The following is a 22,064-nucleotide window of genomic DNA, read 5'->3' on the forward strand; positions in this document are numbered from 1 at the left end:
GCACCGGCGCCGACCCGCCGGAGCCGCATAAGTGACCGACACCCCCGCAGAACAGGGCTGGGCCACCGCCAAGACGCTGGCGGAGTCCCTGCCCTACATCCAGATCTACGACCGCGAGACCGTGGTCATCAAATACGGCGGCCACGCCATGGGCGAGGAGTCGGTGGCCAAGCTGTTCGCCGCCGACGTGGTCCTCCTGAAGATGCTGGGCGTCCATCCGGTGGTGGTGCACGGCGGCGGCCCGCAGATTTCGGCCATGCTCGACAAGGCTGGCGTGAAGTCCACCTTCGTCGACGGCCTGCGCGTGACCGACGCGGCCACCATGGAGGTCGCCGAGATGGTGCTGTCCGGCGCCATCAACAAGGAGATCGCCAACTGGATCACCCAGGCCGGCGCCGAGGCCGACGTGCGCGGCGTGGGCCTGTCGGGCAAGGATGCGCGGCTGATCACCGTCGAGAAGGCCAAGCGCACCAAGAAGGACCCCGACAGCCAGATCGAGCAGGTCGTCGACCTGGGCTATGTGGGCGAGCCCACCCGGATCGATCCGAAGCTGCTGGAAGCCCTGATCTACGCCGAGGAGGACTACATCCCCGTCGTCGCGCCGATCGGCGTGTCGGTGGAGGGCGAGACCTACAACATCAACGCCGACACCGTGGCGGGCGCCCTGGCCGGCGCGCTCAACGCCAAGCGCATGCTGCTGCTCACCGACGTGGCCGGCGTGCTGGACAAGAACGGCGAGCTGATCCGCCAGATGACCGTCGCCGAGGCCCGCGCGGCGATCGCCGGCGGCGTGGCCACCGGCGGCATGATCCCCAAGCTGGAGACCGCCATCGACGCGGTGGAGAGCGGGGTGGAGGCCGTGGTGATCCTCGACGGGCGCAGGCCGCACGCCATGCTGGTGGAGCTGTTCACCGAGCACGGCGCGGGCACCATGATCCGCCCATGACGACCGACCTGCGCCACGTCGACACCTGGCTCTTCGACCTGGACAACACCCTCTATCCGGCCGAGACGGGGTTCATGCGCCAGGTCGAGGCGCGGATGACCGAGTTCGTCATCCGCGTGACCGGCCTGACCCGCGACGAAGCCTACGCCCTGCAGAAGAAGTACCTGGCCGAGCACGGCCTGACCCTGGGCGGGCTGATCGCCAACCACGGGGTCGACCCGGCCGACTTCCACGCCATGTTCCACGACCTGTCGCTGGACGCCCTGGCGCACGACCCGGCGCTGGTGGCGGGGCTGGAGCGCCTGCCCGGCCGGCGGCTGATCTTCACCAACGCCGACGTCATCCACGCCGAGCGCGTGCTGAGCCACCTGGGCCTGACGCACCTGTTCGACGAGGTCTTCCACATCCACTCCTTCGGCTTCGCGCCCAAGCCCTCGGCGGAGGGCTTCGAGCGGATGATCGCCGACCACGGCGTGGCGCCGGCCGCCACCGCCTTCTTCGAGGACTCCGAGCGCAACCTGAAGCCGGCCGCCGAACTCGGCATGACCACCGTGCTCGTCGGCGCCCACGCGCCGGACTCCGCCGCCCCGTTCATCCACCACAAGACCGTAAAGCTCGCGCCGTTCCTGGCGGGCGCGCGCCTGAAGGAAGCCGCCTGATGACCACGATCACCACCGACGACCTGAAGACCGAGATCGAAGCCGCCTGGGAGGCCCGCGACGGGATCTCCACCGCGACCAAGGGCCCGGTGCGCACGGCCGTCGATGAGACCCTGCGCCTGCTGGACCAGGGCAAGCTGCGGGTGGCCGAGCGGGGCGACGACGGCCAGTGGGCCGTCCACCAGTGGGCCAAGCAGGCGATCCTGCTCTCCTTCCGGCTCAATCCGAACAAGGTGATGCACGCCGCCACGCCCGGCCCCTACTGGGACAAGGTGCCCACCAAGTTCGAGGGCTGGGACGCGGCCCAGTTCGAGGCGGCGGGCTTTCGCGCCGTGCCCGGCTGCGTCGTGCGCCACGGCTCGCACATCGGCCGCAACGTGGTCCTGATGCCGTCCTTCGTGAACATCGGCGCCTTCGTCGACGAAGGGACCATGGTCGACACCTGGGCCACGGTCGGCTCGTGCGCCCAGATCGGCAAGAACGTGCACCTGTCCGGCGGCGCCGGCATCGGCGGGGTGCTGGAGCCGCTGCAGGCCAACCCGACGATCATCGAGGACAACTGTTTCATCGGCGCCCGCTCCGAGGTGGCCGAGGGCGTGATCGTGCGCGAGGGCAGCGTGATCTCGATGGGGGTGTACCTGACCTCCACCACCCCGATCATCGACCGCAAGACCGGCGAGGTCTTCACCGGCGAGGTGCCGCCCTATTCGGTGGTCATGTCCGGCTCGCGGCCCAGCCCGCACGAGGGCATGCCCTCCACCTACTGCGCGGTGATCATGAAGACGGTGGACGCACGCACGCGGTCCAAGACCAGCGTCAACGAACTGCTGCGCGACTAGCGCGCCCGCTCGAGCGCGCCGTCTCGTCCGAAGGGCTCCGATCCGCCCGCCTCCCGCCCGGGAGGCGGGCGGCTTCGTCATGGCCGCCCGGCGGCGCCGATTCCGCCATCACGTCCACAGGAAAGGCGTCGCAGGCCGCCGTCGTCCACCCATTTTGGGCGGAGTCGCTCTTCTCTCGCGGCAAGTAGATACCTAGAATAATTCCATCGAGGACACGATTAAGCCGCACTAGGTGGAGAGAATTTCCACCAAAGGCGGCGGCGTTGAAAACAAAGGACAAATTGAAACAAAAAGATCAACCCCGTGTCTACTGTGGTTAACTGAGTGTTAATTGGCGAACGCTGACCCATGCTCCCTGCTGCTATACGAGACGAAGACAACGAACCGCGGCAAGAGCGCCGCGCCGCTGGAAACGATCGCGAGGTCAGTGCGCGTAACGAGCCCACGCCCGGCTATCTGGACCAGGATGTCTCGCGGTTCTTCTACCGTTGGGGCGGACATCTCTCGGCCACCCTGGTGCGCGTGCGCGCCCGTTTCGACGGCGACCTGGACCAGTACCTGCTCTACCTGGTCTTCCTGCTGTCCGAGCTGCAGCAGACGATCGCGGCGGGCGGTCCCTCGCGCTCCTTCGCGCCGCGGCGGGGCCTGAACGCGCTCAGCCTTTCGGACATCACCCAGATCCCGCGCGAGACCGCCCGGCGCAAGCTCCTGGCCCTGGCCGACCGCGGCTATCTGCTGCGCGACGAACAGGGCCTGTTCGTGCTGGGCGACCGCTACGGCCTGGACGAGTTCTTCCTCGACCTGAAGCCGCTGTTCTGGGACGCGGTGCGCGTCGAGCGCTGAGCCGGGGGTTTTCCTTCCCGGGGGTTTTCCTTCAGGGCGGCGCGCTCTAGTTGAACGGATGCTCGACCGCGAACTCGACGATCTGACGATCCTGCTGCCGCCGCTCCTGCAGTCGCTGGAGGCGCTGGGCTTCATCAGCCGCTACCTCGACCCGCAGCAGGTGGCCGAGGTCGTCGAGTCCGTCGGCCGGCCCGACGACGTGGTGCGCGAGACCCTGCCGCGCCTGGCCGGCTGGTCGGAGCCTCTGGCCGCCCTGCGCGGGGCCCTGACGCAGGCCGCCCAGGAGACCCTGGCGGCCTACGACGAGTTGCGCGGCCTTCTGGATCAGGGCGGCGACATGGGCGCGATCTACCGCGCCCTGCGCCACGTCCCGCGCGCCCAGGAGACGCTGTTCCCGCTGGCGAGCGGGCTGAAGCCCGTCAGCCGCTTCTTCCTGGAGCCGGAGCTGCGCGGCGACGACGAGCTGCTGACCCGCCTGGCCCAGGCGCCCCAGCGCGAGGACACCGGCCTCGCCCACGTAGGCGACGCGCCCGGCGCGCGCGGCGGCTTCTCCATCTACGTGCCGGAGACCTATACGCCGGACGTCGCCTGGCCGCTGGTCATGGCGCTGCACGGCGGCGCCGGGACCGGCCGCGGCTTCCTGTGGAGCTGGCTGCGCGAGGCCCGGGGACGCGGCGCCATCCTGATCGCCCCCACGGCGACCGGCGAGACCTGGGCGCTGCAGGGCCCGGACACCGACTCGCCGAACCTGGCGCGCATCCTCGCCTTCGCCCGTGACCGCTGGAACGTCGATCCCGACCGCCTGCTGCTGACCGGCATGAGCGACGGCGGCACCTTCAGCTACGTCAGCGGGCTGGAGGCGGGCTCACCCTTCACCCACCTGGCGCCGGCCAGCGCGGCCTTCCATCCCATGCTGGTGGAGACGGCCGACCCGGAGCGCCTGGCCGGCCTGCCGATCCATATCGCCCATGGGGCGCTGGACTGGATGTTCCCGGTCGGCATGGCCCGCGAGGCCGCCCAGTTCCTGGCCGCGTCCGGCGCGGTGGTGACCTATCGCGAGCTCCCTGACCTCAGCCACGCCTATCCGCGCGAGCTGAACCCGCAGATCCTGGCCTGGCTGAACCGCGCCTGAGCCGGCCGCGCGGGCGCCGGCCATTGCCTTGCGCCCCGTCTTGCCGCATGTGCGGACGCATCGAACACGAGGGACGACGACATGTTCTCGCACATCATGGTGGGCGCCAGCGATCTGGACCGGGCCAAGACCTTCTATGACGCCGTGCTCGGCGCGCTGGGCGTGCCCCCCGGCATGGTGGACCGCCACCGCATCTTCTGGCGCACGCCCACGGGCGTCTTCTCCGCCTCCCTGCCGATCAACGGCGAGCCGGTCTCCTTCGCCAACGGCGGCACCATCGGCTTCCTCTGCGAAACGCCCGAGCAGGCCGACGCCTGGCACGCGGCGGGCCTGGCCAACGGCGGCGTGACCTGCGAGGAGCCCCCCGGCGTGCGCGAAGGCGCGGCCGGCAAGATGTATCTGGCCTATCTGCGCGACCCGGACGGCAACAAGCTGTGCGCCCTGCACCGGATGGCGTGAGCCGGTGACGCGGGTCGATCGCGCCTGGCTCGCCGACGCCGTCCGGCGCATCGAGGCTGACTACAACCGCTCGTCCGACACCCACCTGATCCGGGTGGAGCTGCCGCGGCGGGCGGGCGTCACCCTGTACCTGAAGGACGAGAGCTCCCACCCCACCGGCAGCCTCAAGCACCGGCTGGCGCGCTCCCTGTTCCTCTACAGCCTGTGCAACGAGTGGATCGGCCCCTCGACCACGGTGATCGAGAGCTCCTCGGGCTCCACCGCCGTGTCGGAGGCCTATTTCGCCAAGCTGCTCGGCCTGCGGTTCGTGGCCGTGGTGCCCGCCGGCACCGCCACGCCCAAGCTGGAGGCGATCCGCTTCTACGGAGGCGAGATCCATACGGTCGACGACCCGACCGCCACCACCGAGGCGGCCAGGCGCCTGGCCGCCGAGACCGGCGGGCACTTCATCGACCAGTTCACCTACGCCGAGCGGGCGACCGACTGGCGGGGCAACAACAACATCGCCGAGAGCATGTTCGCCCAGATGAGCCGCGAGCCGCATCCCGAGCCCACCTGGGTGGTGTGCGGCGCGGGCACCGGCGGCACCTCGGCCACCATCGGCCGTTTCATCCGCTACCGCCGCCTGGACACGCGCCTGTGCGTCGCCGATCCGGAATGCTCGGTGTTCCACCGCTGCTACGCGGACCCGGCCGTGCGGGGGCTGGGGCCCGGTCCGCGCTCGGTGATCGAGGGCATCGGCCGCGCCTGCGTCGAGCCGAGCTTCATGCCCACCGTGATCGACCGCATGGAAGCGGTGAGCGACGCTCAGAGCATCGGCGCCATGCGCGCGCTCTCCGCCGCCCTCGGCCGCCGGGTGGGCGGCTCCACGGGCACGAACCTGTGGGCCTGCGCCGACATCATCGACGAGATGGCCGCGTCCGGCGAGGAGGGCTCTGTGGTCACCCTGATCTGCGACGGCGGCGAACGCTATGCGCAGACCTACTACGACGACGCCTGGCTGGAGCGGCAGGGGCTGGACTGGCGCGGCCCCGCCGAACGCATCGCCGCCCTCCTCGGCTGAGGCCGCTCAGCCCTTGGCCGCCGCCGCGGCCATGGCCCGGCAGCTATAGCCGAGGTTCGGCTCCGCGCAGAAATCGGGCCAGCGATCGGTCTTGATCCAGTAGTCGACGAGGCCGATGCGCCGCGCCAGGCGCCAGAACCGCGGGTCGGCGCGCACCGCCCGCATCTCCGGATAGTAGAACACCACCGCCCCGCCATCCGGCGGCGGGTCGATGTTGGCGAACACGGCGTCCACGTCGCCCTCGCGCGCCAGCATGCGCAGCCGCCAGTTGCGGTTCAGGGCCGCGCAGCCCTCCGGCAGGCCCTTGGCCGGCCCGCCCTGGCGTTCGATCACCCCGGCGAGAAAGCGCTCCATGCAGTCGAGCTCGGCGGGCGTCATCTCGCCGCCGGCCAGGCTCCGCAGCTTGCCGATCGCGACCTTGGGGTCTTCCCACCAGAAGGCGATGGTCAGGCGCATCAGGTCCTGCGACACCCGGGTGGCCGCCTCCAGGTGGCGCAACTGGGCCTCCGCGCCCTCCAGGTCTCCCTCGACCGCCATCAGCATCGCCGTGCGCGGATCCCCGCCGGGCCCGATGCGCGGGTCGCCGGTGGCGTTCATGCCGCCCATCACCTCCAGCGACTCCTTCAGCCGCCCCACGGCGCGCAGGAACATCGCCTGCTCGTGCCGCGCCGGCGGCAGGTCCGGATCCAGCTTCAGCGCGCTCAGCAGGTACCGCTCCTCGGCGAGCCAGTCCTGGTCGAGGCGGCTGCTCAACGCGCCCTCGTTGATCGCCAGGGCGGAATAGGCCTTGGCCGTGCGCGGGTCGAGCTCGAGCGCCCGGTGCGCGGCAGCGACGGCTTCGGCGTGGAGCGCTGCGGCGGACGCCTGGGGCTCCTGGCGGTTGGCGACCAGCGCCGCGGCGATGCCGTGCATGGCGTGGGCCCCGGCGAAGCGCGGCGCGGCCTGCACCAGCCGGCGGGTGACCGCCAGCATCCGCCTGGGGTCGGCGTCGTCGCCGAACACCGCGTCGCAGGCGTTCAGGTAGAGGCCGAGCGCTTCCAGCGACAGCGGCTGGCGCGCCGCCTTGCGATCGTCCAGCGCGCAATAGAGCACGCCGCCCAGCGCCAGCCCGATCTCGGCGGCCGACGCGTCCAGCGTCGCCACCGGACGCTCGAAGCGGTCGGACAGCAGCACCAGGCCGGTGCGCCCGTCGATCACCTGGCTCTGCACCACATAGACGTCGCCCTGGCGCGCGGTCTCGCCCGTCACCCGCAGCTCCGAGGCGCTTCCGGCGTCGCGCGGCAGCGGATGCTCGCCGGTGGGCACGCCCATGCTGGTCAGCACCTGCACCAGGGTGCGCGACAGGTCGTCGGAGACCTTCACCGCGTCGGGATCGGCCGCGTCGGCGGCGAAGGCCACCACGTCCACCCGGCCATATCCGGGCGGATGGTGCGGACGGCCCAGCACCGACCACGCGATCCAGCCGGCGAGCCCCGCCGCCAGGAGCACGCCCGCGGCCACCGCCATCCAGAGCCGCCCGTCCCGCTTCGGCGCTTGCCGCGCGGCCTCGGCGGGCGCGGCCATCCCGGCGGTCGTCAGCCGGAAGCCCACCTTCGGCACGGTGTCCACCTGGAACGGCGCCGGGTCCGGCCCGCGGGCGAGGGCGCGGACCTGGGCCACCGCCCTGGCCACCGCGTCGTCGCTGACCACCCGGCCGCCCCAGCACGCGTCGATCAGCTCGCCGCGGCTCACCGTGCGGCCGGCGGCGCGGACCAGCACGATCAGCACCTGCATGACGCGCGGCTCGACGCGGCGCTCGCCGCCGGGGCCGCGCACGCGGCAGGCCGACGGGCTCACCTCCAGCTCGCCGAGGCGGAAATCGGCCTCGCGGGCCAGATCCACGCCCTCGGACGCCTCAGACGCCGCCGGCATCAGGGAAAACTCGGAAATTCATCGGCCGCCGGTCGGCGTTTCCTCCGGCGCCCGACGGTCGATTCCGGTCTGCTCCAACCATCGACGCGGCGCTCCCGTCGCTCGAGCGAATTTAGGGAGAAGACAACATGAAGACCGTCATCGCAATCGCCTCGACCCTCGCCCTGGCCGCCGCAGCCCAAGCCGCCCAGGCCGCCGACCCGTCCGCCGCGCCCAAGGCCGCGACCGTCGCCTACGCCGACCTCGACCTCGCCAGCGCCAGCGGCCGCGCGACCCTGGAACGGCGGATCGAGCACGCCGTCCGCCAGGTCTGCCCGGCCCAGCCCATGCCCATGGAGATCGCCAAGCAGGGCGAATATCGCGCCTGCCGCGACGTCGCCTGGAACGGCGCGCGCCGCCAGCTCGCCTCGCTCTACGCCGGCCCGCGCTACGCCGAGCTGTCGCTGCAAGTCAGCGGGTCCAAGTGAACTGATCCCTCACTGGAGCCGCGGAGCGGGGGGCGCCCCACAACGCCCCCCGCTCTAACCCTTTTCGGCCCCGCCCGTCAGGCCGCCGTCTGCGAGCGGCGGCGCACCCGGGCGAGACGGCGCAGGCGCCGCCAGAAGCGCGTCTTCTCCGGCTCGGGATAGGGCTGCAGGTTGCGCACGAAGTCCTCGGCGCAGGCCCGCCAGGAGAAGGTCTCGGCGAAGCCGCGCACGCCGCCCCGATCGAGCTTCAACGCCTCCAGGCAGGCCTCGCGCAGGCCCTCGGTGGCGCTGGCCGCCAGGGCCCCGGCGCCCGATTCCGGGATGATGTCGATCGGCCCCGGCGCCGGATAGGCCGCCACCGGCGTGCCGCAGGCCATGGATTCCAGGATCACCAGGCCGAAGGTGTCGGTCAGCGAAGGGAAGACGAAGACGTCGGCGCAGGCGAAGTGCGCCGTCAGCTCCTCGCCGAACTTGGCGCCGGTGAACACCGCCTTGGGATACTTGGCCGCCAGCTCCTCGCGCTGCGGCCCGTCGCCCACCACCACCTTGGAGCCCGGCAGGTCGATGCCGAGGAAGGCCTCGATGTTCTTCTCCACGGCCACGCGGCCGACATAGAGGAACACCGGCTTGGGCAGGTGGGCGAAGACGTCCTTATCCCGCGCCGCCGGGTTGAAGGTCACCGTGTCGACGCCGCGCGTCCACGGCGAGATGTTGCGAAAGCCGTGCTGCGTCAGCTCGTTGCGCATGGTGGGGGTGGCCACCATCAGCCGGCCGGACGGACGGTGGAACCATTTCATGTAGGCGTAGCCCGCCGCCAGCGGCACCGGCAGGCGCGCGGAGACGTATTCCGGGAAGCGCGTGTGGTAGCTGGTGGTGAAGGGCAGCCTCCATTCCACGCAGATGCGCCGCGCCGCCAGGCCGATCGGCCCTTCGGTGGCGATGTGGATGGCCTCCGGCTCGAAGGCCTTGAAGCGCTCCTGCACCGGCTCGTAGACCCCGATCGCCACCTTGATCTCCGGATAGGTGGGCAGCGGGAAGGTCTTGAACTGGTCGGGGCTGACCACCTCGACGGTGTGGCCGAGCTCGCGCAGCTCGTGCACCACCTTCGTCAGGGTGCGCACCACGCCGTTCACCTGCGGCTCCCAGGCGTCGGTGGCCAAAAGGATGCGCATCGGCCGCTGGGCGTCGTCCCTGGGCGGGGCGACCGGCTCGCGCGAGCGCGCGGGCGCGGGCCGCGTGACCGCCTGGGTCTGCATCCAGGCCCAGAAGGCGCCCAGCAGCGCTTCCTTTGTGGGAAAATGACGGTAGACCGTTCGCTCGCCGACACCGGCCTCCTGGGCGATTTCGGCGAAGCCGAGCTCGTCGAGCGGCGTGGTTTCGAGCTTGCGCGCGACGGCGCGGAGGATCTCATCGCGGGTGGCGGCCTTCTGGCGGTCGCGCAGCCCGGACGAATAGCCGGATCGAGGCGTGTTCATGGCAGCGCGACTGTCGTCAATTCGCGGCCGCTGTCAATCTCTGTGACGCGTCAGGCCGCCTTCGGGGCCGGCAGGGCGTCGAGCGAACGCGAGCGGGTGATCGCCGACCAGTGGCGAAGTTTGGCCCACTCCAGGATCTCCAGCCGTCCGTCCGGATGCTCCACCAGGGCGGTGCAGCTTTCCACCCAATCGCCGTCGTTGATATAGGCGACGCCGTCGATGTCGCGCATCTCGGCCTTGTGGATGTGGCCGCAGATCACCCCGTCCACGCCGCGGCGGCGGGCCTCCTCGGCGACCGCGGCCTCGAAGTTCTCGATGAACTGCAGGGCGTTCTTCACCCGCGTCTTCAGATAGGCCGACAGGCTCCAGTAGCCGAAGCCCATGCGCCGGCGCGCGCGGTTGAACAGGGTGTTGGCGGCCAGCAGCGCGCGATAGGCGTAGTCGCCGAGGAAGGCCAGCCACTTGGCGTGCTGCACCACGCCGTCGAACTCGTCGCCGTGGGTCACCAGGAAGCGGCGGCCGTCGGCGGTCTCGTGGATCGCGTCGCGCGCCACCACCACCCCGCCGAAGTGCACGCCGCAGAACTCGCGCACGCGATCGTCATGGTTGCCGGGTATGTAGGTGACGTTCACGCCCTTGCGGGCCATGCGCAGGATCTTCTGCACCACGTCGTTGTGCGGCTGCGGCCAGAACCAGCCCGACTTCATCTTCCAACCGTCGATGATGTCGCCCACCAGATAGAGCGCGTCGCACTCGAAGTGGCGGAAAAAGTCCAACAACAGCTCGGCCTGGCAACCCCGGGTGCCCAGGTGGAGGTCGGAAATGAACACGGCACGATAACGCCGTTCTCCGAGTTCGTCCACAAACATCCCCCGAGGCTGTGGCAGGCGCCTGCCGATTAGGCTGATTGCATGTCGCTTTTGTGAAAGCGCTGCTGCGATCTCGCGCCGCAACAAAGACGGCTAGGCGCCGGGGCCATCCGCCCCTACCTAAGCGTTGATAAGTTCCTCCCCGAGTACCATGGACGCCAAGACCTACCCCGCCAAGGAGACGCCCAAGTCTCGACGCACGCGCGCGCGCATTCTCGATGCGGCGATGCGCCTGTTCGCCGAGGTCGGCTATCACGCGGCGACCAACGCCATGATCGCCGACGCGGCCAACCTGACGCGCGGAGCGATGCTCTATCACTTCGCCAGCCGTGAAGAGCTGGTGGAAGCGGCCGTGGCGCACATCGACCTGGAGCGGGCGCGCCTGTTCGAACAGGCCGCCGCCGCGCCGCCGGCGCCCGGCGTCGACGCCGCCGAGCACGCCATCGACGCCTACTGGCGGCTGCTGCACGAGCTGCCCTTCGTCGCCTTCGCCGAGCTGGAGGCCGCCGCGCGCACCGACAAGATGCTGCGCGAGCGCCTGGCCGCCGCCCAGAGCGCCTTCGACCGGGCCCAGGTGGGCGACCGCTTCCTGGCTCTGGCGCAGGCGGGCCTGGATCCGCGCTTCCAGACCAGCCGCGACCTCGGCCGCTTCCTCCTGGAGGGCATGGCCAAGGGCGCGCTGACCTATGACGAGCAGGCGCGCAAGGATCGGCTGTTGCAGGTGGTCAAGCGCGCGGTGCGGGTGCTGAACCGCAAGGGCGACACCCAGGACCTCTGGTCCGACCTCTAGGCCGCTGCCGCTACGGCCGGCTCGGCCAGGGCCCGGCGCCCGTCGTGACTAACAATCCGTAGGCTGACGATCTCGCCGGCCGGCGCCGCGCCGGTGAAGGCGATCTCCGTGAAGTCCGGCGCGCGGGCGTGGCCCTCGCGTTCCACCAGCGCCGCCACCGTGCGTCCGACCTGGCGTTCCAGGTGGCGGGAAAGCGCAGCCTCGCCGGCGGCCCGCAGCCGGGCGGCGCGGTCCTTCACCGCCGCGCGGGCGACCTGCGGCATGCGCGCGGCCGGCGTGCCGGGGCGCGGGCTGAACGGGAAGACGTGCAGGAACGACAGGCCCGCCTCCTCCACCAGCGTCAGCGTGTTCTCGAACATCGCCTCGGTCTCGGTGGGAAAGCCGGCGATCAGGTCGGCGCCGAACGCGGTGTCCGGGCGCACGGCGCGCACCTCCTCGATCAGCCGCAGGGCGTCGGCGCGGCTGTGGCGGCGCTTCATGCGCTTCAGGATCATGTCGTCGCCGGCCTGCAGCGACAGGTGCAGATAGGGCGCCAGGCGCTCCTCCTCGGCCAGACACCGCATCAGGTCCGGGTCGATCTCGGCCGCGTCGATGGACGACAGCCGCAGCCGCGGCAGGTCCGGCGCCAGCTTCAGGATCCGCGCCACGAGCTGGCCCAGCGTCGGCTGGCCGGGCAGGTCCGCGCCCCAGCTCGTCACGTCCACGCCGGTCAGCACCACCTCGCGGTAGCCCTCGGCAGCCAGGCGGCGCACCTGCTCGACCACCTCGCCGGCCGGCGCCGAGCGGGAGTTCCCCCGCCCGAACGGAATGATGCAGAAGGTGCAGCGGTGGTCGCAGCCGTTCTGCACCTCCACATAGGCCCGCGCGCGGTCCTTCAGCCCGTCGATCAGATGGCCGGCGGTCTCGCGCACGCTCATGATGTCGTTGACCCGCACGCGCGGCGCGTCCGGCGCGGCCTCGGCGTAGACGCCCGCGGCGGCCTTCTCGGCGTTGCCCAGCACCAGGTCCACCTCGGCCATGCCGGCGAAGGCGGCCGGGTCGATCTGGGCCGCGCAGCCGGTGACGATCAGCCGGGCGCCCGGCCGCTCGCGCCGGGCCTTGCGGATCGCCTGGCGCGCCTGGCGCACCGCCTCGCCGGTCACCGCGCAGGTGTTGAACACCACCGCGTCGGAGAGCCCGTCCTCGGCCGCGCGGGCGCGGATCGCCTCGCTCTCATAGGCGTTCAGCCGGCAGCCGAAGGTGACGATCTCCACGTCGGGCGCGAGCGGCTTGGTCACGGCAGGGTTCCCGTGAAGTCGACCTCCGCCGGGCCGGTCATGATCACGTGCCCGTCGGCCTCGCGCCATTCGATGACCAGTTCGCCGCCGTCCAGCTCCAGGGTCGCCTTGCGGTCCGTGAGCCCGCGGCGGGCGGCGGCCACCAGGGCCGCGCAGGCGCCGGTGCCGCAGGCCCTGGTCAGGCCCGCCCCCCGCTCCCACACGCGCAGGCGGATGCGGTCGCGCGCCTTGATCTGCGCGAACCCCACATTGACCCCTTCGGGAAACAGCGGGTGGTGCTCGATCAGGGGCCCCACCTCGCGCACCGGCGCGGCCTCGGCGTCGGGCACGAAGAACACCACGTGCGGATTGCCCATGGAGACGCAGCCCGGCGTGTGCAGGTGCGGCGCGTCGATCGGGCCGACCTGCAGCTCGATCCCCTTGGTGTCCATCTCCTCGGCCAGGGGGATCTGGTCCCACCTCAGGCCCGGTTCGCCCATGTCGACGCTGACCCGGCGCTCGCCGGCGCGGGTGGCCTTGAGCAGGCCCGCGCGGGTCTCGATCACCGCCTCGTCGCGGCCGGACGCCTCCATCAGCAGCCAGCCGACGCAGCGCGAGGCGTTGCCGCAGGCGCCCACCTCCTCGCCGTCGGCGTTCCAGAAGCGCACGGCCGCGTCGGCCCGCGCCGACGGCTCGATCGAGACGAGTTGGTCGCAGCCGACGCCCCGCTCGCGATCGGCGATCGCGCGCACGTCCTCGGCGCTGGGCGCGAAGGGCTTGGAGCGGGCCTCGACCACGACGAAGTCGTTGCCGAGCCCGTTCATCTTCAGGAACGGACGGCTCATGGCTGGCGCTATATAGGGGCAAATGATGCGCCTGGCACGCGGGACGCCGAACAGGGGCCTCCGCAGCGCCGTTTGCTGCACCTGCGAAGGTGCAGCATGGAAAGCCCCGGTCCGTCGGCCGGCGAGCATTCCGGAGCCGTCCCGACCGCCGCCGTCACGCGCCGCACGACGGACGACGCGCGCGGTGATAGAGTCAAATTTTCCGGATATTTTTTATAGACTTACCGCACTTTTTGCAGTGCGGCAAAAGCGCTTCGATTCCAGCGCCCTCCTGCAAAATGCTGCGCAGCATGAAGCGCAGCATTTTTCGGGTCGGGCGGGGCCTTTTCAGGCCCCGCGGCGCCAATCCACGCTCAGCTCCGGCTCGCGGAACGCGAAGCGGACGAGGTGGCTGGCGACGACCTTTTCCAGCCGCTCCAGCCCTTCGGCGTCGTTCGCCGTGGCCACCAGCATCAGGGTGTCCGGCGAGGCCCGCATGTCGGCCTGGCCGACGTCGAAGGCGATATGGCCCTCGTGGTCGTCGAAGCTGGCCGGCAGGCGGTGGCCGAAGTGCTTGCAGAGCTGGATCATGTAGCGGCGGGCGTTGGCCGTCGCCACCGTGGCTGAGGATTTCATCGGCGCCTCCGTCAGATCCGTTCGATCTTGCCGGCGGCCTCGTCGATCGCCGCGGCGATGGCGTCCACCTGCTCCTCGGTCACGTCGCCGCGCTGCATGCGCAGGCGAAGCGCCAGTCCGAGGTTCTGCATGGCCCGATGCAGCTTGGGCCGCGCGTCGCTGGAGTGGGCCGCGGCCTCGTCCATCCGGGCGAAGACGGCGTCGACCGCTCCGCGCGCGCCGTCCAGCGCCTTTCGGCCTTCGTCGGTGATTTCATAGGCCTTGCGCCCGCCGTCCGCGCCGGTCTGGCGCACGAAGCCTTCGTCCTCCAGCAGCGACAGGGTGGGATAGATCACGCCCGGGCTCGGCCGATAGGCGCCGCCGGTGCGCTCTTCCAGGGCGCGGATCAACTCGTAGCCGTGCGCCGGCTTGTCGGCCAGCAGGGCCAGGATGACGAAGCGCAGGTCGCCGTGCTCCAGCAGGCGGCCGAGCCGTCCGCCGCGACGCCCGCCCGGGCCGCCGCGCATGCGGCCGCCGCCCATGAACTCGTCGCCCATGCGCCCGCCGAAGCCGTGGCGCGCGAAGCGTTCGCGATGTTTCGAGAAGTGTCTGTGCATTTTCAGTTTCGATCCTATTTCGATATGTCGAATTATCGACGATGCAGATATATCTAAATAGGATCGGATTGCAAGGCCCGATATATCGAAAAATATCTTTTCACGCAGCAAGACGCCCCCGCCGCGGCGCGCCGGGCGATCAGGCGACGGATCGGGCCCGTCGGCTCAGTCCAGGGGATGCAGGCGGTTGACGTGGCCCATCTTGCGGCCGGGCTTGATCTCGCGCTTGCCGTAGAGGTGCAGCCGGCTTTCCGGCTCGGCGGCCAGCCGCGGCCAGTCGGCGGCTTCCTCGCCCAGGAGGTTGGTCATCTCGACGAAGGCGTGGGGTTCGGTCGGCCCCAGCGGCCAACCGGCGACGGCGCGGATGTGCTGCTCGAACTGGTCCACCTCGCAGCCGTCCTGCGTCCAGTGGCCGGTGTTGTGCACCCGGGGCGCGATCTCGTTGACCAGCAGCTTGCCGCCCTTGATCTCGAACAGCTCGACGCCGATCACGCCGACGTAGTCGAGACTGTTGAGGATCTGGTGGGCGATCCGCTCGATCTGCTCGGCGGCCTTCTTGGTGATCTTCGCCGGCGCCGCCGTGCGCCGCAGGACGCCGTTTTCGTGGTGGTTCTCGCCCGGCGGATAGACGGCGATCTCCCCGTCGCGGCCGCGCGCGGCGATCACCGACAGCTCGCGCAGGAAGTCGGCAGGCGCCTCGACGATCGCCGGCGCGCCGCCCAGGTCCTTCAGCGCGGCGGCCGCGCCGGCGGCGTGCTCCACCCACTTCTGGCCCTTGCCGTCATAGCCGTCGCGGCGGGTCTTCATCAGGGCCGGCGCGCCGACCAGGGCCATGGCCTCGGCCGCGCTCGCCGCGTCGTGCGCCTCGGCGAAGGCCACGGTGGGAACCCCGGCCTTGTTCAGGAAGCTCTTCTCCTCCACCCGGTCCTGGGCCACGGCCAGGGCGCGGGCGTTGGGGGCCGTCGCCGCGCCCAGCTCGGTCAGCATCGCCACCGCCTGGGCCGGCACGTTCTCGAACTCGTAGGTGATCACGTCGGCCAGCTCGGCGAGCCGGGCCAGGGCCGCAGGGTCGTCATAGGCCGCGACGATGGAGTGGGCGGCCACGCGCGCGGCCGGCGAATCGGGCTCCGGCTCCAGGATCGCCACGTCGAAGCCCAAGCGCGCGGCGGCCAGCGCCAGCATGCGGCCCAATTGGCCGCCCCCGAGGATGCCGATCACCGAGCCGGGAGGGAGCGGAAAGGCGGCCATGGGATCAGGCGTCCTCGACAGTCTCGGGGATGGAGGCGGACTGGCGCGCCACGTACTGGCTCAGCCGCTCGGCGAGACCGGCGTCCGACAGGGCCAGGATGCGGGCGGCCATCAGCCCGGCGTTCTTGGCGCCGGCCTCGCCGACCGCCAGCGTGCCCACCGGGATGCCGCCCGGCATCTGCACGATGGAGAGCAGCGAATCCATGCCTTTCAGGGCCTTGGACTCGATCGGCACGCCCAGCACCGGCAGTTCGGTCATCGAGGCGGTCATGCCCGGCAGGTGCGCCGCGCCGCCGGCCCCGGCGATGATCACCTTCACCCCGGCGGCCTTGGCGCCCTTGGCGAAGGCGTACATGCGGTCCGGGGTGCGGTGGGCGGACACGACCTTGGCCTCATAGGCCACGCCCAGGGCGTCCAGGCTCTCGGCGGCGGCCCGCATGGTGGGCCAGTCCGAGCGGCTGCCCATGATGATGGCGACGGGCGCGGCCTGGCCGCTCGAAGATTTGGCCATCGATAGGGCCCCTGCGACGAAAGGCGCGGAGTATAGGCGCCGGCTTTGCGCGAGCAACCGAGGAACGGTAGCATCGTTAACGGTTTCGGTCGGGGGCGATTCGAACGGCCATGAAGATCAGCGGCGCGCGCAATCAGCCGTTCTCCGACATTCGCCGCCGCGCCCTGGCCAAGGCGGGCGCCCAGGCGGCGGTCTCGGCCTCGACCGTGGACAAGGCGGCCTTTCTGGGCCTCTCCGAGGACGACCTGACGCCGGTGGTGCGCAGCGCCGTCCAGACCCTGCTCACCGAGATCGACGACCTGCGCGGCGAGGTCGGGCGCCTGAAGGGCCGGCTCTCGGAGATGGAGGGCCTGGCCGACCGCGATCCCCTGACGCCCCTGCTCAACCGCCGCGCGCTCGTGCGCGAACTCGGCCGCATCCGCACCTTCGCCGCCCGCTACGGCTCGCCGGCCAGCCTGATCTACTTCGACCTGGACGGCTTCAAGCTGGTCAACGACCGCTTCGGCCATGCCGCCGGAGACGCTGCGCTGCAGGCGGTGGCCGAGCGTCTGGCCGCCCAGGTTCGCGAGAGCGACGTCGTCGGCCGCATGGGCGGCGACGAGTTCGCCGTGATCCTGGTGCAGGCCGACAAGACCGCCGCCGAGGCGAAGGGCCAGGCCCTGGCCCGGGCCATCGAGGCCCAGCCGATCACCTTCGGCGACTGGTCCGCGCCGCTGCACATCTCTTTCGGCGTGGCCGACGTCGCCCCCGACAGAGAGCCGGAGGCGATCGTCGCCGAGGCGGACGCGGCCATGTTCGCCCGCAAGCGGGCGCGTCAGGCCAAGTAGTCCTACTTGCCCCAGATGCCGTAGGGGTCGGCCAGGGCCATGCCATGGGCCGCGGCGACCGCCGGGTGGGTGATCTGGCCCTTCAGCACGTTCAGGCCGCGGGCCAGGTGGATGTTGTCCTTCAGCGCGTCCAGGCCCTTGTCGGCCAGGGCCAGGCCGAACGGCAGGGTCGCGTTGCCCAGGGCTTCGGACGAGGTGCGCGGGGCCGCGCCCGGCATGTTGGCCACGCAATAGTGGACGACGCCGTCCACCGTGTAGGTGGGTTCGGCGTGGGTGGTCGGCAGGCTCGTCTCGAAGCAGCCGCCCTGGTCGATGGACACGTCCACCAGCACCGAGCCGGGCTTCATCCGGCTCAGGTGTTCGCGGCGCACCAGCTTGGGCGCGGTGGCGCCGGCGGTCAGCACCGCGCCGATCACCACGTCGGCCTTCAGGATCTCGTCCTCCACCGCGTCCAGCGTGGAATAGCGGGTCAGGATGCGGCCCTGATAGAGGTCGTCCAGCTCGCGCATCCGCGGGATCGAGCGCTCCAGCACCACCACCTCGGCGCCCAGGCCGGCGGCCATGCGCGCGGCGTTGGAGCCGACGACGCCGCCGCCCAGCACCGCCACGCGGGCCGGCGCCACGCCGGGCACGCCGCAGAGCAGCAGGCCCATGCCGCCGTTGTGCTTCAGAAGCGTCTCGGCGGCGGAGAAGACGGCGATGCGCCCGGCCACTTCCGACATGGGGGCCAGCAGCGGCAGGCCGCCGCGCGCGTCCGTCACGGTCTCATAGGCCACGGCCGCGCAGCCGGAGGCGAGCAGGCCCTCGGTCTGGGCCAGGTCCGGCGCCAGGTGCAGGTAGGTGAAGAGGATCTGGTCCGGCGTCAGGCGCGCCCATTCGACGGCCTGCGGCTCCTTCACCTTCACGATCATCTGCGCCTGGGCGAACACGGTCTCGGCGTCGGCGACGATCTTCGCCCCGGCCTTCTCATAGGTCTCGTCGGCGTAGCCCGCGCCCTGCCCGGCGCCGGCCTCCACCAGCACCTCGTGGCCATGGGCCACATATTCCCGCACCGCGGTGGGGGTCAGCCCCACGCGGTGTTCACCTGGTTTGATTTCGGAAGGGACGCCGACGCGCATGAGGAAGCCTCCAATTTGGTCGGAAATCCATCTAACTCGAATTGGATGCGGCTTCCGGGCGGATTCTTCGAACGCCGGATCAGCACGCGTGGTATTCCTGCGGCAATCCGCAAATCTGCGAGGGAATCCCGCATGGATCAGTTCGACTGGGCGATTCTCCGCCATCTGCGCCAGCACGGGCGCGCGAGCTACGTGGAGCTGGCCCAGGCGGTCCACTTGTCGGAAACCTCATGCCAGCGGCGCGTGAAGGCCCTGGAGGAATCCGGCGTCATCTCCGGCTACGCGGCGCTGATCGACGAGCGGGCGCTGGGCCTGTCGCTGTCGGTGTTCGTCACGGTCACCCTCTCCTCCCAGGCGGAGGCGGCGCTGGACGCGTTCGAGCGGGCGATCCGCGAGGTCAAGGAAGTGGCCGAATGCCATCTGATGACCGGCGGCGCCGACTACCTGCTGCGCCTGGCCGTGCGCGACGTGGACGATCTGGAGCGCGTCCACTCCAAGGTGCTCACCCGCATTCCCGGCGTGGAGCGGATCAGCTCGAGTCTGGCCATGCGCACGGTCGTGCGGCGTCCGGCGCTGCCGACCTAGGGCTCGAGCCTAGTCCAGCACGCACCCGGCCAGGCCGTCGCGCCGCACGGTCCCGGCCGCGCGGGTGATGCGGCCCGATCGCTTCTTCACATAGGGACCGGGCTTGGCGGCCTGCCATTTCAGCGGGCTCGGCAGGATGGCCGCAAGCCGCGCGGCCTGGGCGTCGGACAGCTTGTCGGCGCCGACCCCGAAGTTCTTCCGCGCCGCCGCCTCGGCCCCGTAGATCCCCGGCCCCCATTCCACGGAGTTCAGATAGACCTCCATGATCCGGCGCTTGCCCCAGATCGCCTCGATCAGGACGGTGAAATAGGCCTCCAGGCCCTTTCGCACGTAGGAGCGGTTCGGCCACAGGAAGATGTTCTTGGCGGTCTGCTGGCTGATGGTCGAACCGCCGCGGATCCTCTTGGACTTGGCGTTGTGCTGCAGCGCCTTCTCCATGGCCTGGAAGTCGAAGCCGTGGTGCTGGCAGAAGCGGGCGTCCTCGGCGGCGATCACCGAGCGCACCAGCCGGGGCGACATCTGGCCGATCGGACGCCAATGGCGCTCGAAGCCGCGCCCCTCGAACAGTCGCTCGATCATCAGATAGGTCACCGGCGGGGGCACGAACCGGTAGATCGCGGTCACCGTCACCGGGCCGATCAGGCCGAAGATCAGCACCAGGGTCAGCGCCACGCGCCACACCTTGCCCAGCCATCCCCGTTTCGCCGCCTTGCGGGCCAAATCAGCGCCCCCTTGCCTTGACCTGACGGATAGGTGCTAGCCGTGGCTCAAGCTTCCGTCCAGATCACCGAACGAGACGCCGCCCATGAATGTCACCGAAGCCGTCGCCGCCCGCATCTCCGTGCGCGCCTTCAAGCCCGATCCGGTGCCCGGCGCCCTGGTGCGGGAGATCCTGGAGGCGGCCGACCGCGCCCCCTCCGGCGGCAACCTGCAGCCCTGGCGCGTCTATGCGCTCGCCGGCGCGCCGCTGGAGGCGCTGAAGGCCGAGGTGGCGGCCAATCCGATGGGCGAGCCCCCGGAATACGACGTCTATCCGCCGAACCTGTGGGACCCGCTGCGCACGCGCCGGTTCGAGTGCGGCGAGGACCTTTACGCCACCATCGGCATCCCGCGGGAGGACAAGCCCGCGCGCCTGCGCCAACTTGCCAGGAACGGCGAGTTCTTCGGCGCGCCGGTGGGCCTGTTCTTCTGCCTCGACCGCCGCTGCGGCCCGCCGCAATGGTCGGACGTGGGCATGTACATGCAGACGGTGATGCTGCTGGCCGTCGAGCGGGGGCTCGACACCTGCGCCCAGGAATATTGGGCGCGCTATCCGAAGACCGTGACCAAGGCGATCGGCCTGCCCGACGACCACATGCTGTTTTCCGGCATGGCGATGGGCTGGCGCGATCCGGACGCGCCGATCAACACCCTGCGCACCCGCCGCGACCCGTTCGAGGCCTGGGCGGAGATGCGCGGGTTCGATTGAGCCGTCAGGCCGCCACGGCCGCGGGCGCCGCCGGGTGGGCCAGGCGGAAGCCGACGGCCAGCCGGTTCCAGGCGTTGATGGCGCCGACCAGCATGGTCAGGTTCACCTGCTCGGCCTCGCTGAATTCGGCCTTGAGCAGGGCGTAGTCCTCGTCCGGCGCGCCGGTCCGGGCCACCAGGGTCAGGGCCTCGGTCCAGGCCAGGGCGGCCCGCTCGCGGGGGGTGTAGAGCGAGGACTCGCGCCAGGCCGGCAACAGATAGATTCGCATCTCGCTCTCGCCGCCCTTGCGCGCGTCGCTCGCATGCATGTGCAGACAGAAGGCGCAGCCGTTGATCTGCGAGGCGCGCAGCTTGACCAGCTCGATCAGGCCAGGCTCCAGGCCGCTGTCGTGGATGGCGGTCTCCAGGGCGACCATCGCCTTGTAGGCGGCGGGGGCGAGCTTCTGGGGATGGGTCAGGCGGGGGGACATCGGGGGGCTCCGTCTCTCGTGGGGATATGCCCCAAGGACGCGCGAGGCCGCCCGTCCGTGACATCGCCCGCCGCGGAAGACCCTAGAGCCCGGCTTCGGCCACGCCCGCGCCGCCCTCCTCGTCGCCCCACGCCACGCGGCGGCCGTCGGGCGTCAGCGCCAGGGCGCAGATGGCCGGGCCCTTGTCGGCCTTGACCTGGGCGATGCGCTGGCCGGTGAGGTCGCAGGTCCAGACCCGCCCGTCGTCCAGACCCGCCGCCACGATCGAGCCGGCCGGCGTGGCGGCCACGCGGGCCACCAGCGAGCTTTCGTCGAAGCCCACCTCGGCGGCCTGCTTGCCCATCGGGCCGGTGGAGCCGGAGAACGGCCAGACCACCAGGCCGTTGGCGCCGGAGGTGGCCAGGAGCTGGCCCTTGGACAGGAACACCAGGCTCTTCACCTTGGACGGATAGCCGCCCATCCGCATGTTCTTCTCGTCGGCCACCCGCCAGCCGTGCAGCTGGTTCTCCTGCATGGACGACATCAGGAACTTGCCGTCGGGGCTCCAGGCGACGGCGATGTGGCTGCCGGCCCATTCCAGGATCACCGGCTTCTGTTCGGCGATCCGCGCGTACCACAGCCAGGCGCCGCCATAGGTGGCCACCGCGATTCGCCGCCCCTTGGGATCGAAGGCCAGCCCCGCCGCCGACTTCTCGTGCGTGAACGTGCGCGCGAAGGCCGCGTCGGCGAGGTCGCGCACGTGCAGGTCGCGGCCGGCGGCGAAGGCGATCAGCCCGGACTCGGCGCTGGCGGCCACCGCGTCGATCCAGCGGCCCGGCAGCGCGGCGATCTCCTGGGCGCCCGACGGCTGCGACCACACGACGCGGCCGTCGTCCCCGCCGGTGACCAGTCCCGGACCCTTGGGATGGGCGCAGGCGGCCAGCACCGCGCCGTCATGGGCCTCGACCACGGTTCCGTCCTCGAAGCGGACGGTGCCGTCGCCCAGGGCGAAGGCCGCCTGGCCGGAACGGTCGAAGAGGGCTGAAGAGACATAGGCGTCGAAGTCGAAGGTCATGGGAGCGAGCCCATAACGC

Annotated in this window: 25 protein-coding genes and 1 pseudogene; 12 read left to right on the top strand and 14 right to left on the bottom strand. The window is 70.9% G+C overall.

Going from position 1 to position 22,064, the window contains the following annotated elements; genetic code table 11:
• The first annotated feature begins 31 nt into the window (after positions 1-31).
• The 7 genes from argB to ACE3TA_RS10970 all read left to right on the top strand — a co-directional run bounded on the left by argB (position 32) and on the right by ACE3TA_RS10970 (position 5,941).
• The gene (gene argB, locus ACE3TA_RS10940) at positions 32-946 is read left to right on the top strand and encodes an acetylglutamate kinase (protein ID WP_374573488.1); all 915 of its coding nucleotides are present in this window, start codon (positions 32-34) and stop codon (positions 944-946) included.
• A complete protein-coding gene (locus tag ACE3TA_RS10945) occupies positions 943-1,605 on the top strand; it encodes a pyrimidine 5'-nucleotidase (RefSeq protein WP_374573490.1) in 663 nt (220 codons plus the stop codon). Before argB ends, ACE3TA_RS10945 begins: the two co-directional genes overlap by 4 nt.
• Positions 1,605-2,444, top strand: a complete 840-nt coding sequence (gene dapD / locus ACE3TA_RS10950) for a 2,3,4,5-tetrahydropyridine-2,6-dicarboxylate N-succinyltransferase (RefSeq protein WP_374573492.1) — start codon at positions 1,605-1,607, stop codon at positions 2,442-2,444. Before ACE3TA_RS10945 ends, dapD begins: the two co-directional genes overlap by 1 nt.
• A 348-nt stretch (positions 2,445-2,792) precedes the next feature.
• Positions 2,793-3,287: a hypothetical protein gene (locus tag ACE3TA_RS10955; RefSeq protein ID WP_374573494.1), complete on the top strand. Its 495-nt coding sequence runs from the start codon at positions 2,793-2,795 to the stop codon at positions 3,285-3,287.
• A 58-nt stretch (positions 3,288-3,345) separates the two neighbouring features.
• Positions 3,346-4,419, top strand: a complete 1,074-nt coding sequence (locus ACE3TA_RS10960) for a hypothetical protein (RefSeq protein WP_374573496.1) — start codon at positions 3,346-3,348, stop codon at positions 4,417-4,419.
• Between the two features lie 81 nt (positions 4,420-4,500).
• A complete protein-coding gene (locus ACE3TA_RS10965) occupies positions 4,501-4,878 on the top strand; it encodes a VOC family protein (protein ID WP_374573498.1) in 378 nt (125 codons plus the stop codon).
• 4 nt (positions 4,879-4,882) lie between these two features.
• Complete coding sequence (locus ACE3TA_RS10970) at positions 4,883-5,941, top strand: PLP-dependent cysteine synthase family protein (RefSeq protein WP_374573500.1); 1,059 nt, start codon at positions 4,883-4,885, stop codon at positions 5,939-5,941.
• A 6-nt stretch (positions 5,942-5,947) separates the two neighbouring features.
• Here ACE3TA_RS10970 and ACE3TA_RS10975 read toward each other — a convergent pair whose 3' ends face one another.
• The gene (locus ACE3TA_RS10975) at positions 5,948-7,852 is read right to left on the bottom strand and encodes a winged helix-turn-helix domain-containing protein (protein WP_374573502.1); all 1,905 of its coding nucleotides are present in this window, start codon (positions 7,850-7,852) and stop codon (positions 5,948-5,950) included.
• A 128-nt stretch (positions 7,853-7,980) separates the two neighbouring features.
• On the opposite strand from ACE3TA_RS10975, the gene ACE3TA_RS10980 reads away from it, so the two are divergent.
• Positions 7,981-8,319, top strand: coding sequence for a UrcA family protein (locus ACE3TA_RS10980; RefSeq protein WP_374573504.1), 339 nt, complete (start codon positions 7,981-7,983; stop codon positions 8,317-8,319).
• 77 nt (positions 8,320-8,396) lie between these two features.
• On the opposite strand, the gene ACE3TA_RS10985 is transcribed toward ACE3TA_RS10980, so the two are convergent.
• From ACE3TA_RS10985 to ACE3TA_RS10995, 3 genes and pseudogenes are all read right to left on the bottom strand, one after another.
• Positions 8,397-9,491 carry a glycosyltransferase family 4 protein gene (locus ACE3TA_RS10985; RefSeq protein WP_374573687.1) on the bottom strand — a complete coding sequence of 365 codons (1,095 nt, stop codon included), beginning with the start codon at positions 9,489-9,491 and terminating at the stop codon, positions 8,397-8,399.
• Positions 9,492-9,599: 108 nt separating this feature from the next.
• Positions 9,600-9,794 (bottom strand): annotated as a pseudogene (locus ACE3TA_RS10990) (TetR/AcrR family transcriptional regulator); the annotation flags it as partial.
• Positions 9,795-9,844: 50 nt separating this feature from the next.
• Positions 9,845-10,663 carry a UDP-2,3-diacylglucosamine diphosphatase gene (locus tag ACE3TA_RS10995; RefSeq protein WP_374573506.1) on the bottom strand — a complete coding sequence of 273 codons (819 nt, stop codon included), beginning with the start codon at positions 10,661-10,663 and terminating at the stop codon, positions 9,845-9,847.
• A gap of 151 nt (positions 10,664-10,814) precedes the next feature.
• Here ACE3TA_RS10995 and ACE3TA_RS11000 point away from each other — a divergent pair, with 151 nt between their 5' ends.
• Positions 10,815-11,453 (top strand): TetR/AcrR family transcriptional regulator, encoded by a 639-nt coding sequence (locus ACE3TA_RS11000; RefSeq protein ID WP_374573508.1) that lies wholly within the window; start codon positions 10,815-10,817, stop codon positions 11,451-11,453.
• Here ACE3TA_RS11000 and mtaB read toward each other — a convergent pair.
• From mtaB to purE, 6 genes are all read right to left on the bottom strand, one after another.
• Positions 11,450-12,799 carry a tRNA (N(6)-L-threonylcarbamoyladenosine(37)-C(2))-methylthiotransferase MtaB gene (mtaB, locus tag ACE3TA_RS11005; protein WP_374573510.1) on the bottom strand — a complete coding sequence of 450 codons (1,350 nt, stop codon included), beginning with the start codon at positions 12,797-12,799 and terminating at the stop codon, positions 11,450-11,452. The two genes, ACE3TA_RS11000 and mtaB, sit on opposite strands and share 4 nt — an antisense overlap.
• The gene (dapF, locus tag ACE3TA_RS11010) at positions 12,727-13,554 is read right to left on the bottom strand and encodes a diaminopimelate epimerase (RefSeq protein WP_374573512.1); all 828 of its coding nucleotides are present in this window, start codon (positions 13,552-13,554) and stop codon (positions 12,727-12,729) included. The genes mtaB and dapF overlap by 73 nt, the downstream gene beginning before the upstream one ends.
• A gap of 327 nt (positions 13,555-13,881) precedes the next feature.
• Positions 13,882-14,169 carry a DUF2218 domain-containing protein gene (locus ACE3TA_RS11015; RefSeq protein WP_374573514.1) on the bottom strand — a complete coding sequence of 96 codons (288 nt, stop codon included), beginning with the start codon at positions 14,167-14,169 and terminating at the stop codon, positions 13,882-13,884.
• An 11-nt stretch (positions 14,170-14,180) separates the two neighbouring features.
• Entirely contained in the window at positions 14,181-14,765 is a 585-nt protein-coding gene (locus ACE3TA_RS11020; protein WP_374573516.1) for a PadR family transcriptional regulator, read from the bottom strand.
• A gap of 165 nt (positions 14,766-14,930) precedes the next feature.
• Entirely contained in the window at positions 14,931-16,013 is a 1,083-nt protein-coding gene (locus tag ACE3TA_RS11025) for a 5-(carboxyamino)imidazole ribonucleotide synthase (protein ID WP_374573518.1), read from the bottom strand.
• Between the two features lie 4 nt (positions 16,014-16,017).
• Positions 16,018-16,524, bottom strand: coding sequence for a 5-(carboxyamino)imidazole ribonucleotide mutase (gene purE / locus ACE3TA_RS11030; protein WP_374573520.1), 507 nt, complete (start codon positions 16,522-16,524; stop codon positions 16,018-16,020).
• A gap of 110 nt (positions 16,525-16,634) precedes the next feature.
• On the opposite strand from purE, the gene ACE3TA_RS11035 reads away from it, so the two are divergent.
• Complete coding sequence (locus tag ACE3TA_RS11035; protein WP_374573522.1) at positions 16,635-17,351, top strand: GGDEF domain-containing protein; 717 nt, start codon at positions 16,635-16,637, stop codon at positions 17,349-17,351.
• Between the two features lie 2 nt (positions 17,352-17,353).
• Here ACE3TA_RS11035 and ald read toward each other — a convergent pair whose 3' ends face one another.
• Positions 17,354-18,469 (bottom strand): alanine dehydrogenase, encoded by a 1,116-nt coding sequence (gene ald, locus ACE3TA_RS11040; RefSeq protein ID WP_374573524.1) that lies wholly within the window; start codon positions 18,467-18,469, stop codon positions 17,354-17,356.
• A gap of 132 nt (positions 18,470-18,601) precedes the next feature.
• On the opposite strand from ald, the gene ACE3TA_RS11045 reads away from it, so the two are divergent.
• Positions 18,602-19,054, top strand: coding sequence for an Lrp/AsnC family transcriptional regulator (locus ACE3TA_RS11045; protein WP_374573526.1), 453 nt, complete (start codon positions 18,602-18,604; stop codon positions 19,052-19,054).
• A gap of 9 nt (positions 19,055-19,063) precedes the next feature.
• On the opposite strand, the gene mtgA is transcribed toward ACE3TA_RS11045, so the two are convergent.
• Positions 19,064-19,735, bottom strand: coding sequence for a monofunctional biosynthetic peptidoglycan transglycosylase (mtgA, locus tag ACE3TA_RS11050; RefSeq protein WP_374573689.1), 672 nt, complete (start codon positions 19,733-19,735; stop codon positions 19,064-19,066).
• A 124-nt stretch (positions 19,736-19,859) separates the two neighbouring features.
• On the opposite strand from mtgA, the gene ACE3TA_RS11055 reads away from it, so the two are divergent.
• Positions 19,860-20,522: a nitroreductase gene (locus ACE3TA_RS11055; RefSeq protein WP_374573528.1), complete on the top strand. Its 663-nt coding sequence runs from the start codon at positions 19,860-19,862 to the stop codon at positions 20,520-20,522.
• Between the two features lie 4 nt (positions 20,523-20,526).
• Here the strand turns inward: ACE3TA_RS11055 and ACE3TA_RS11060 are convergent, their stop codons facing one another.
• Together ACE3TA_RS11060 and ACE3TA_RS11065 are read right to left on the bottom strand one after the other, a co-directional pair.
• On the bottom strand, positions 20,527-20,991 hold the full coding sequence (locus ACE3TA_RS11060) for a carboxymuconolactone decarboxylase family protein (RefSeq protein WP_374573530.1): 465 nt from the start codon (positions 20,989-20,991) through the stop codon (positions 20,527-20,529).
• Between the two features lie 82 nt (positions 20,992-21,073).
• On the bottom strand, positions 21,074-22,045 hold the full coding sequence (locus ACE3TA_RS11065; RefSeq protein ID WP_374573532.1) for a WD40 repeat domain-containing protein: 972 nt from the start codon (positions 22,043-22,045) through the stop codon (positions 21,074-21,076).
• Between the last annotated feature and the right edge of the window lie 19 nt (positions 22,046-22,064).

The sequence above is a fragment of the Phenylobacterium sp. genome, from assembly GCF_041916435.1.
In the GTDB taxonomy this organism is placed as follows: Bacteria; Pseudomonadota; Alphaproteobacteria; order Caulobacterales; family Caulobacteraceae; genus Phenylobacterium.

Bases quoted from the DNA above. Each gene is read 5' to 3' on its own strand.
- ACE3TA_RS10945 (WP_374573490.1), top strand. From the start codon at position 943: ATGACGACCGACCTGCGCCACGTCGACACCTGGCTCTTCGACCTGGAC.
- dapD (WP_374573492.1), top strand. From the start codon at position 1,605: ATGACCACGATCACCACCGACGACCTGAAGACCGAGATCGAAGCCGCC.
- ACE3TA_RS11015 (WP_374573514.1), bottom strand. From the start codon at position 14,169: ATGAAATCCTCAGCCACGGTGGCGACGGCCAACGCCCGCCGCTACATG.
- mtaB (WP_374573510.1), bottom strand. From the start codon at position 12,799: ATGGCGCGAGGCCGACGGGCACGTGATCATGACCGGCCCGGCGGAGGT.
- ACE3TA_RS11055 (WP_374573528.1), top strand. From the start codon at position 19,860: ATGAATGTCACCGAAGCCGTCGCCGCCCGCATCTCCGTGCGCGCCTTC.
- ACE3TA_RS10985 (WP_374573687.1), bottom strand. From the start codon at position 9,491: ATGCGCATCCTTTTGGCCACCGACGCCTGGGAGCCGCAGGTGAACGGC.
- ACE3TA_RS10980 (WP_374573504.1), top strand. From the start codon at position 7,981: ATGAAGACCGTCATCGCAATCGCCTCGACCCTCGCCCTGGCCGCCGCA.
- ACE3TA_RS10965 (WP_374573498.1), top strand. From the start codon at position 4,501: ATGTTCTCGCACATCATGGTGGGCGCCAGCGATCTGGACCGGGCCAAG.
- ACE3TA_RS10975 (WP_374573502.1), bottom strand. From the start codon at position 7,852: ATGCCGGCGGCGTCTGAGGCGTCCGAGGGCGTGGATCTGGCCCGCGAG.
- ald (WP_374573524.1), bottom strand. From the start codon at position 18,469: ATGCGCGTCGGCGTCCCTTCCGAAATCAAACCAGGTGAACACCGCGTG.
- ACE3TA_RS11020 (WP_374573516.1), bottom strand. From the start codon at position 14,765: ATGCACAGACACTTCTCGAAACATCGCGAACGCTTCGCGCGCCACGGC.
- ACE3TA_RS11025 (WP_374573518.1), bottom strand. From the start codon at position 16,013: ATGGCCGCCTTTCCGCTCCCTCCCGGCTCGGTGATCGGCATCCTCGGG.
- ACE3TA_RS10960 (WP_374573496.1), top strand. From the start codon at position 3,346: ATGCTCGACCGCGAACTCGACGATCTGACGATCCTGCTGCCGCCGCTC.
- ACE3TA_RS11000 (WP_374573508.1), top strand. From the start codon at position 10,815: ATGGACGCCAAGACCTACCCCGCCAAGGAGACGCCCAAGTCTCGACGC.
- ACE3TA_RS10995 (WP_374573506.1), bottom strand. From the start codon at position 10,663: ATGTTTGTGGACGAACTCGGAGAACGGCGTTATCGTGCCGTGTTCATT.
- dapF (WP_374573512.1), bottom strand. From the start codon at position 13,554: ATGAGCCGTCCGTTCCTGAAGATGAACGGGCTCGGCAACGACTTCGTC.
- ACE3TA_RS11060 (WP_374573530.1), bottom strand. From the start codon at position 20,991: ATGTCCCCCCGCCTGACCCATCCCCAGAAGCTCGCCCCCGCCGCCTAC.
- ACE3TA_RS11065 (WP_374573532.1), bottom strand. From the start codon at position 22,045: ATGACCTTCGACTTCGACGCCTATGTCTCTTCAGCCCTCTTCGACCGT.
- ACE3TA_RS11035 (WP_374573522.1), top strand. From the start codon at position 16,635: ATGAAGATCAGCGGCGCGCGCAATCAGCCGTTCTCCGACATTCGCCGC.
- purE (WP_374573520.1), bottom strand. From the start codon at position 16,524: ATGGCCAAATCTTCGAGCGGCCAGGCCGCGCCCGTCGCCATCATCATG.
- ACE3TA_RS10955 (WP_374573494.1), top strand. From the start codon at position 2,793: ATGCTCCCTGCTGCTATACGAGACGAAGACAACGAACCGCGGCAAGAG.
- ACE3TA_RS11045 (WP_374573526.1), top strand. From the start codon at position 18,602: ATGGATCAGTTCGACTGGGCGATTCTCCGCCATCTGCGCCAGCACGGG.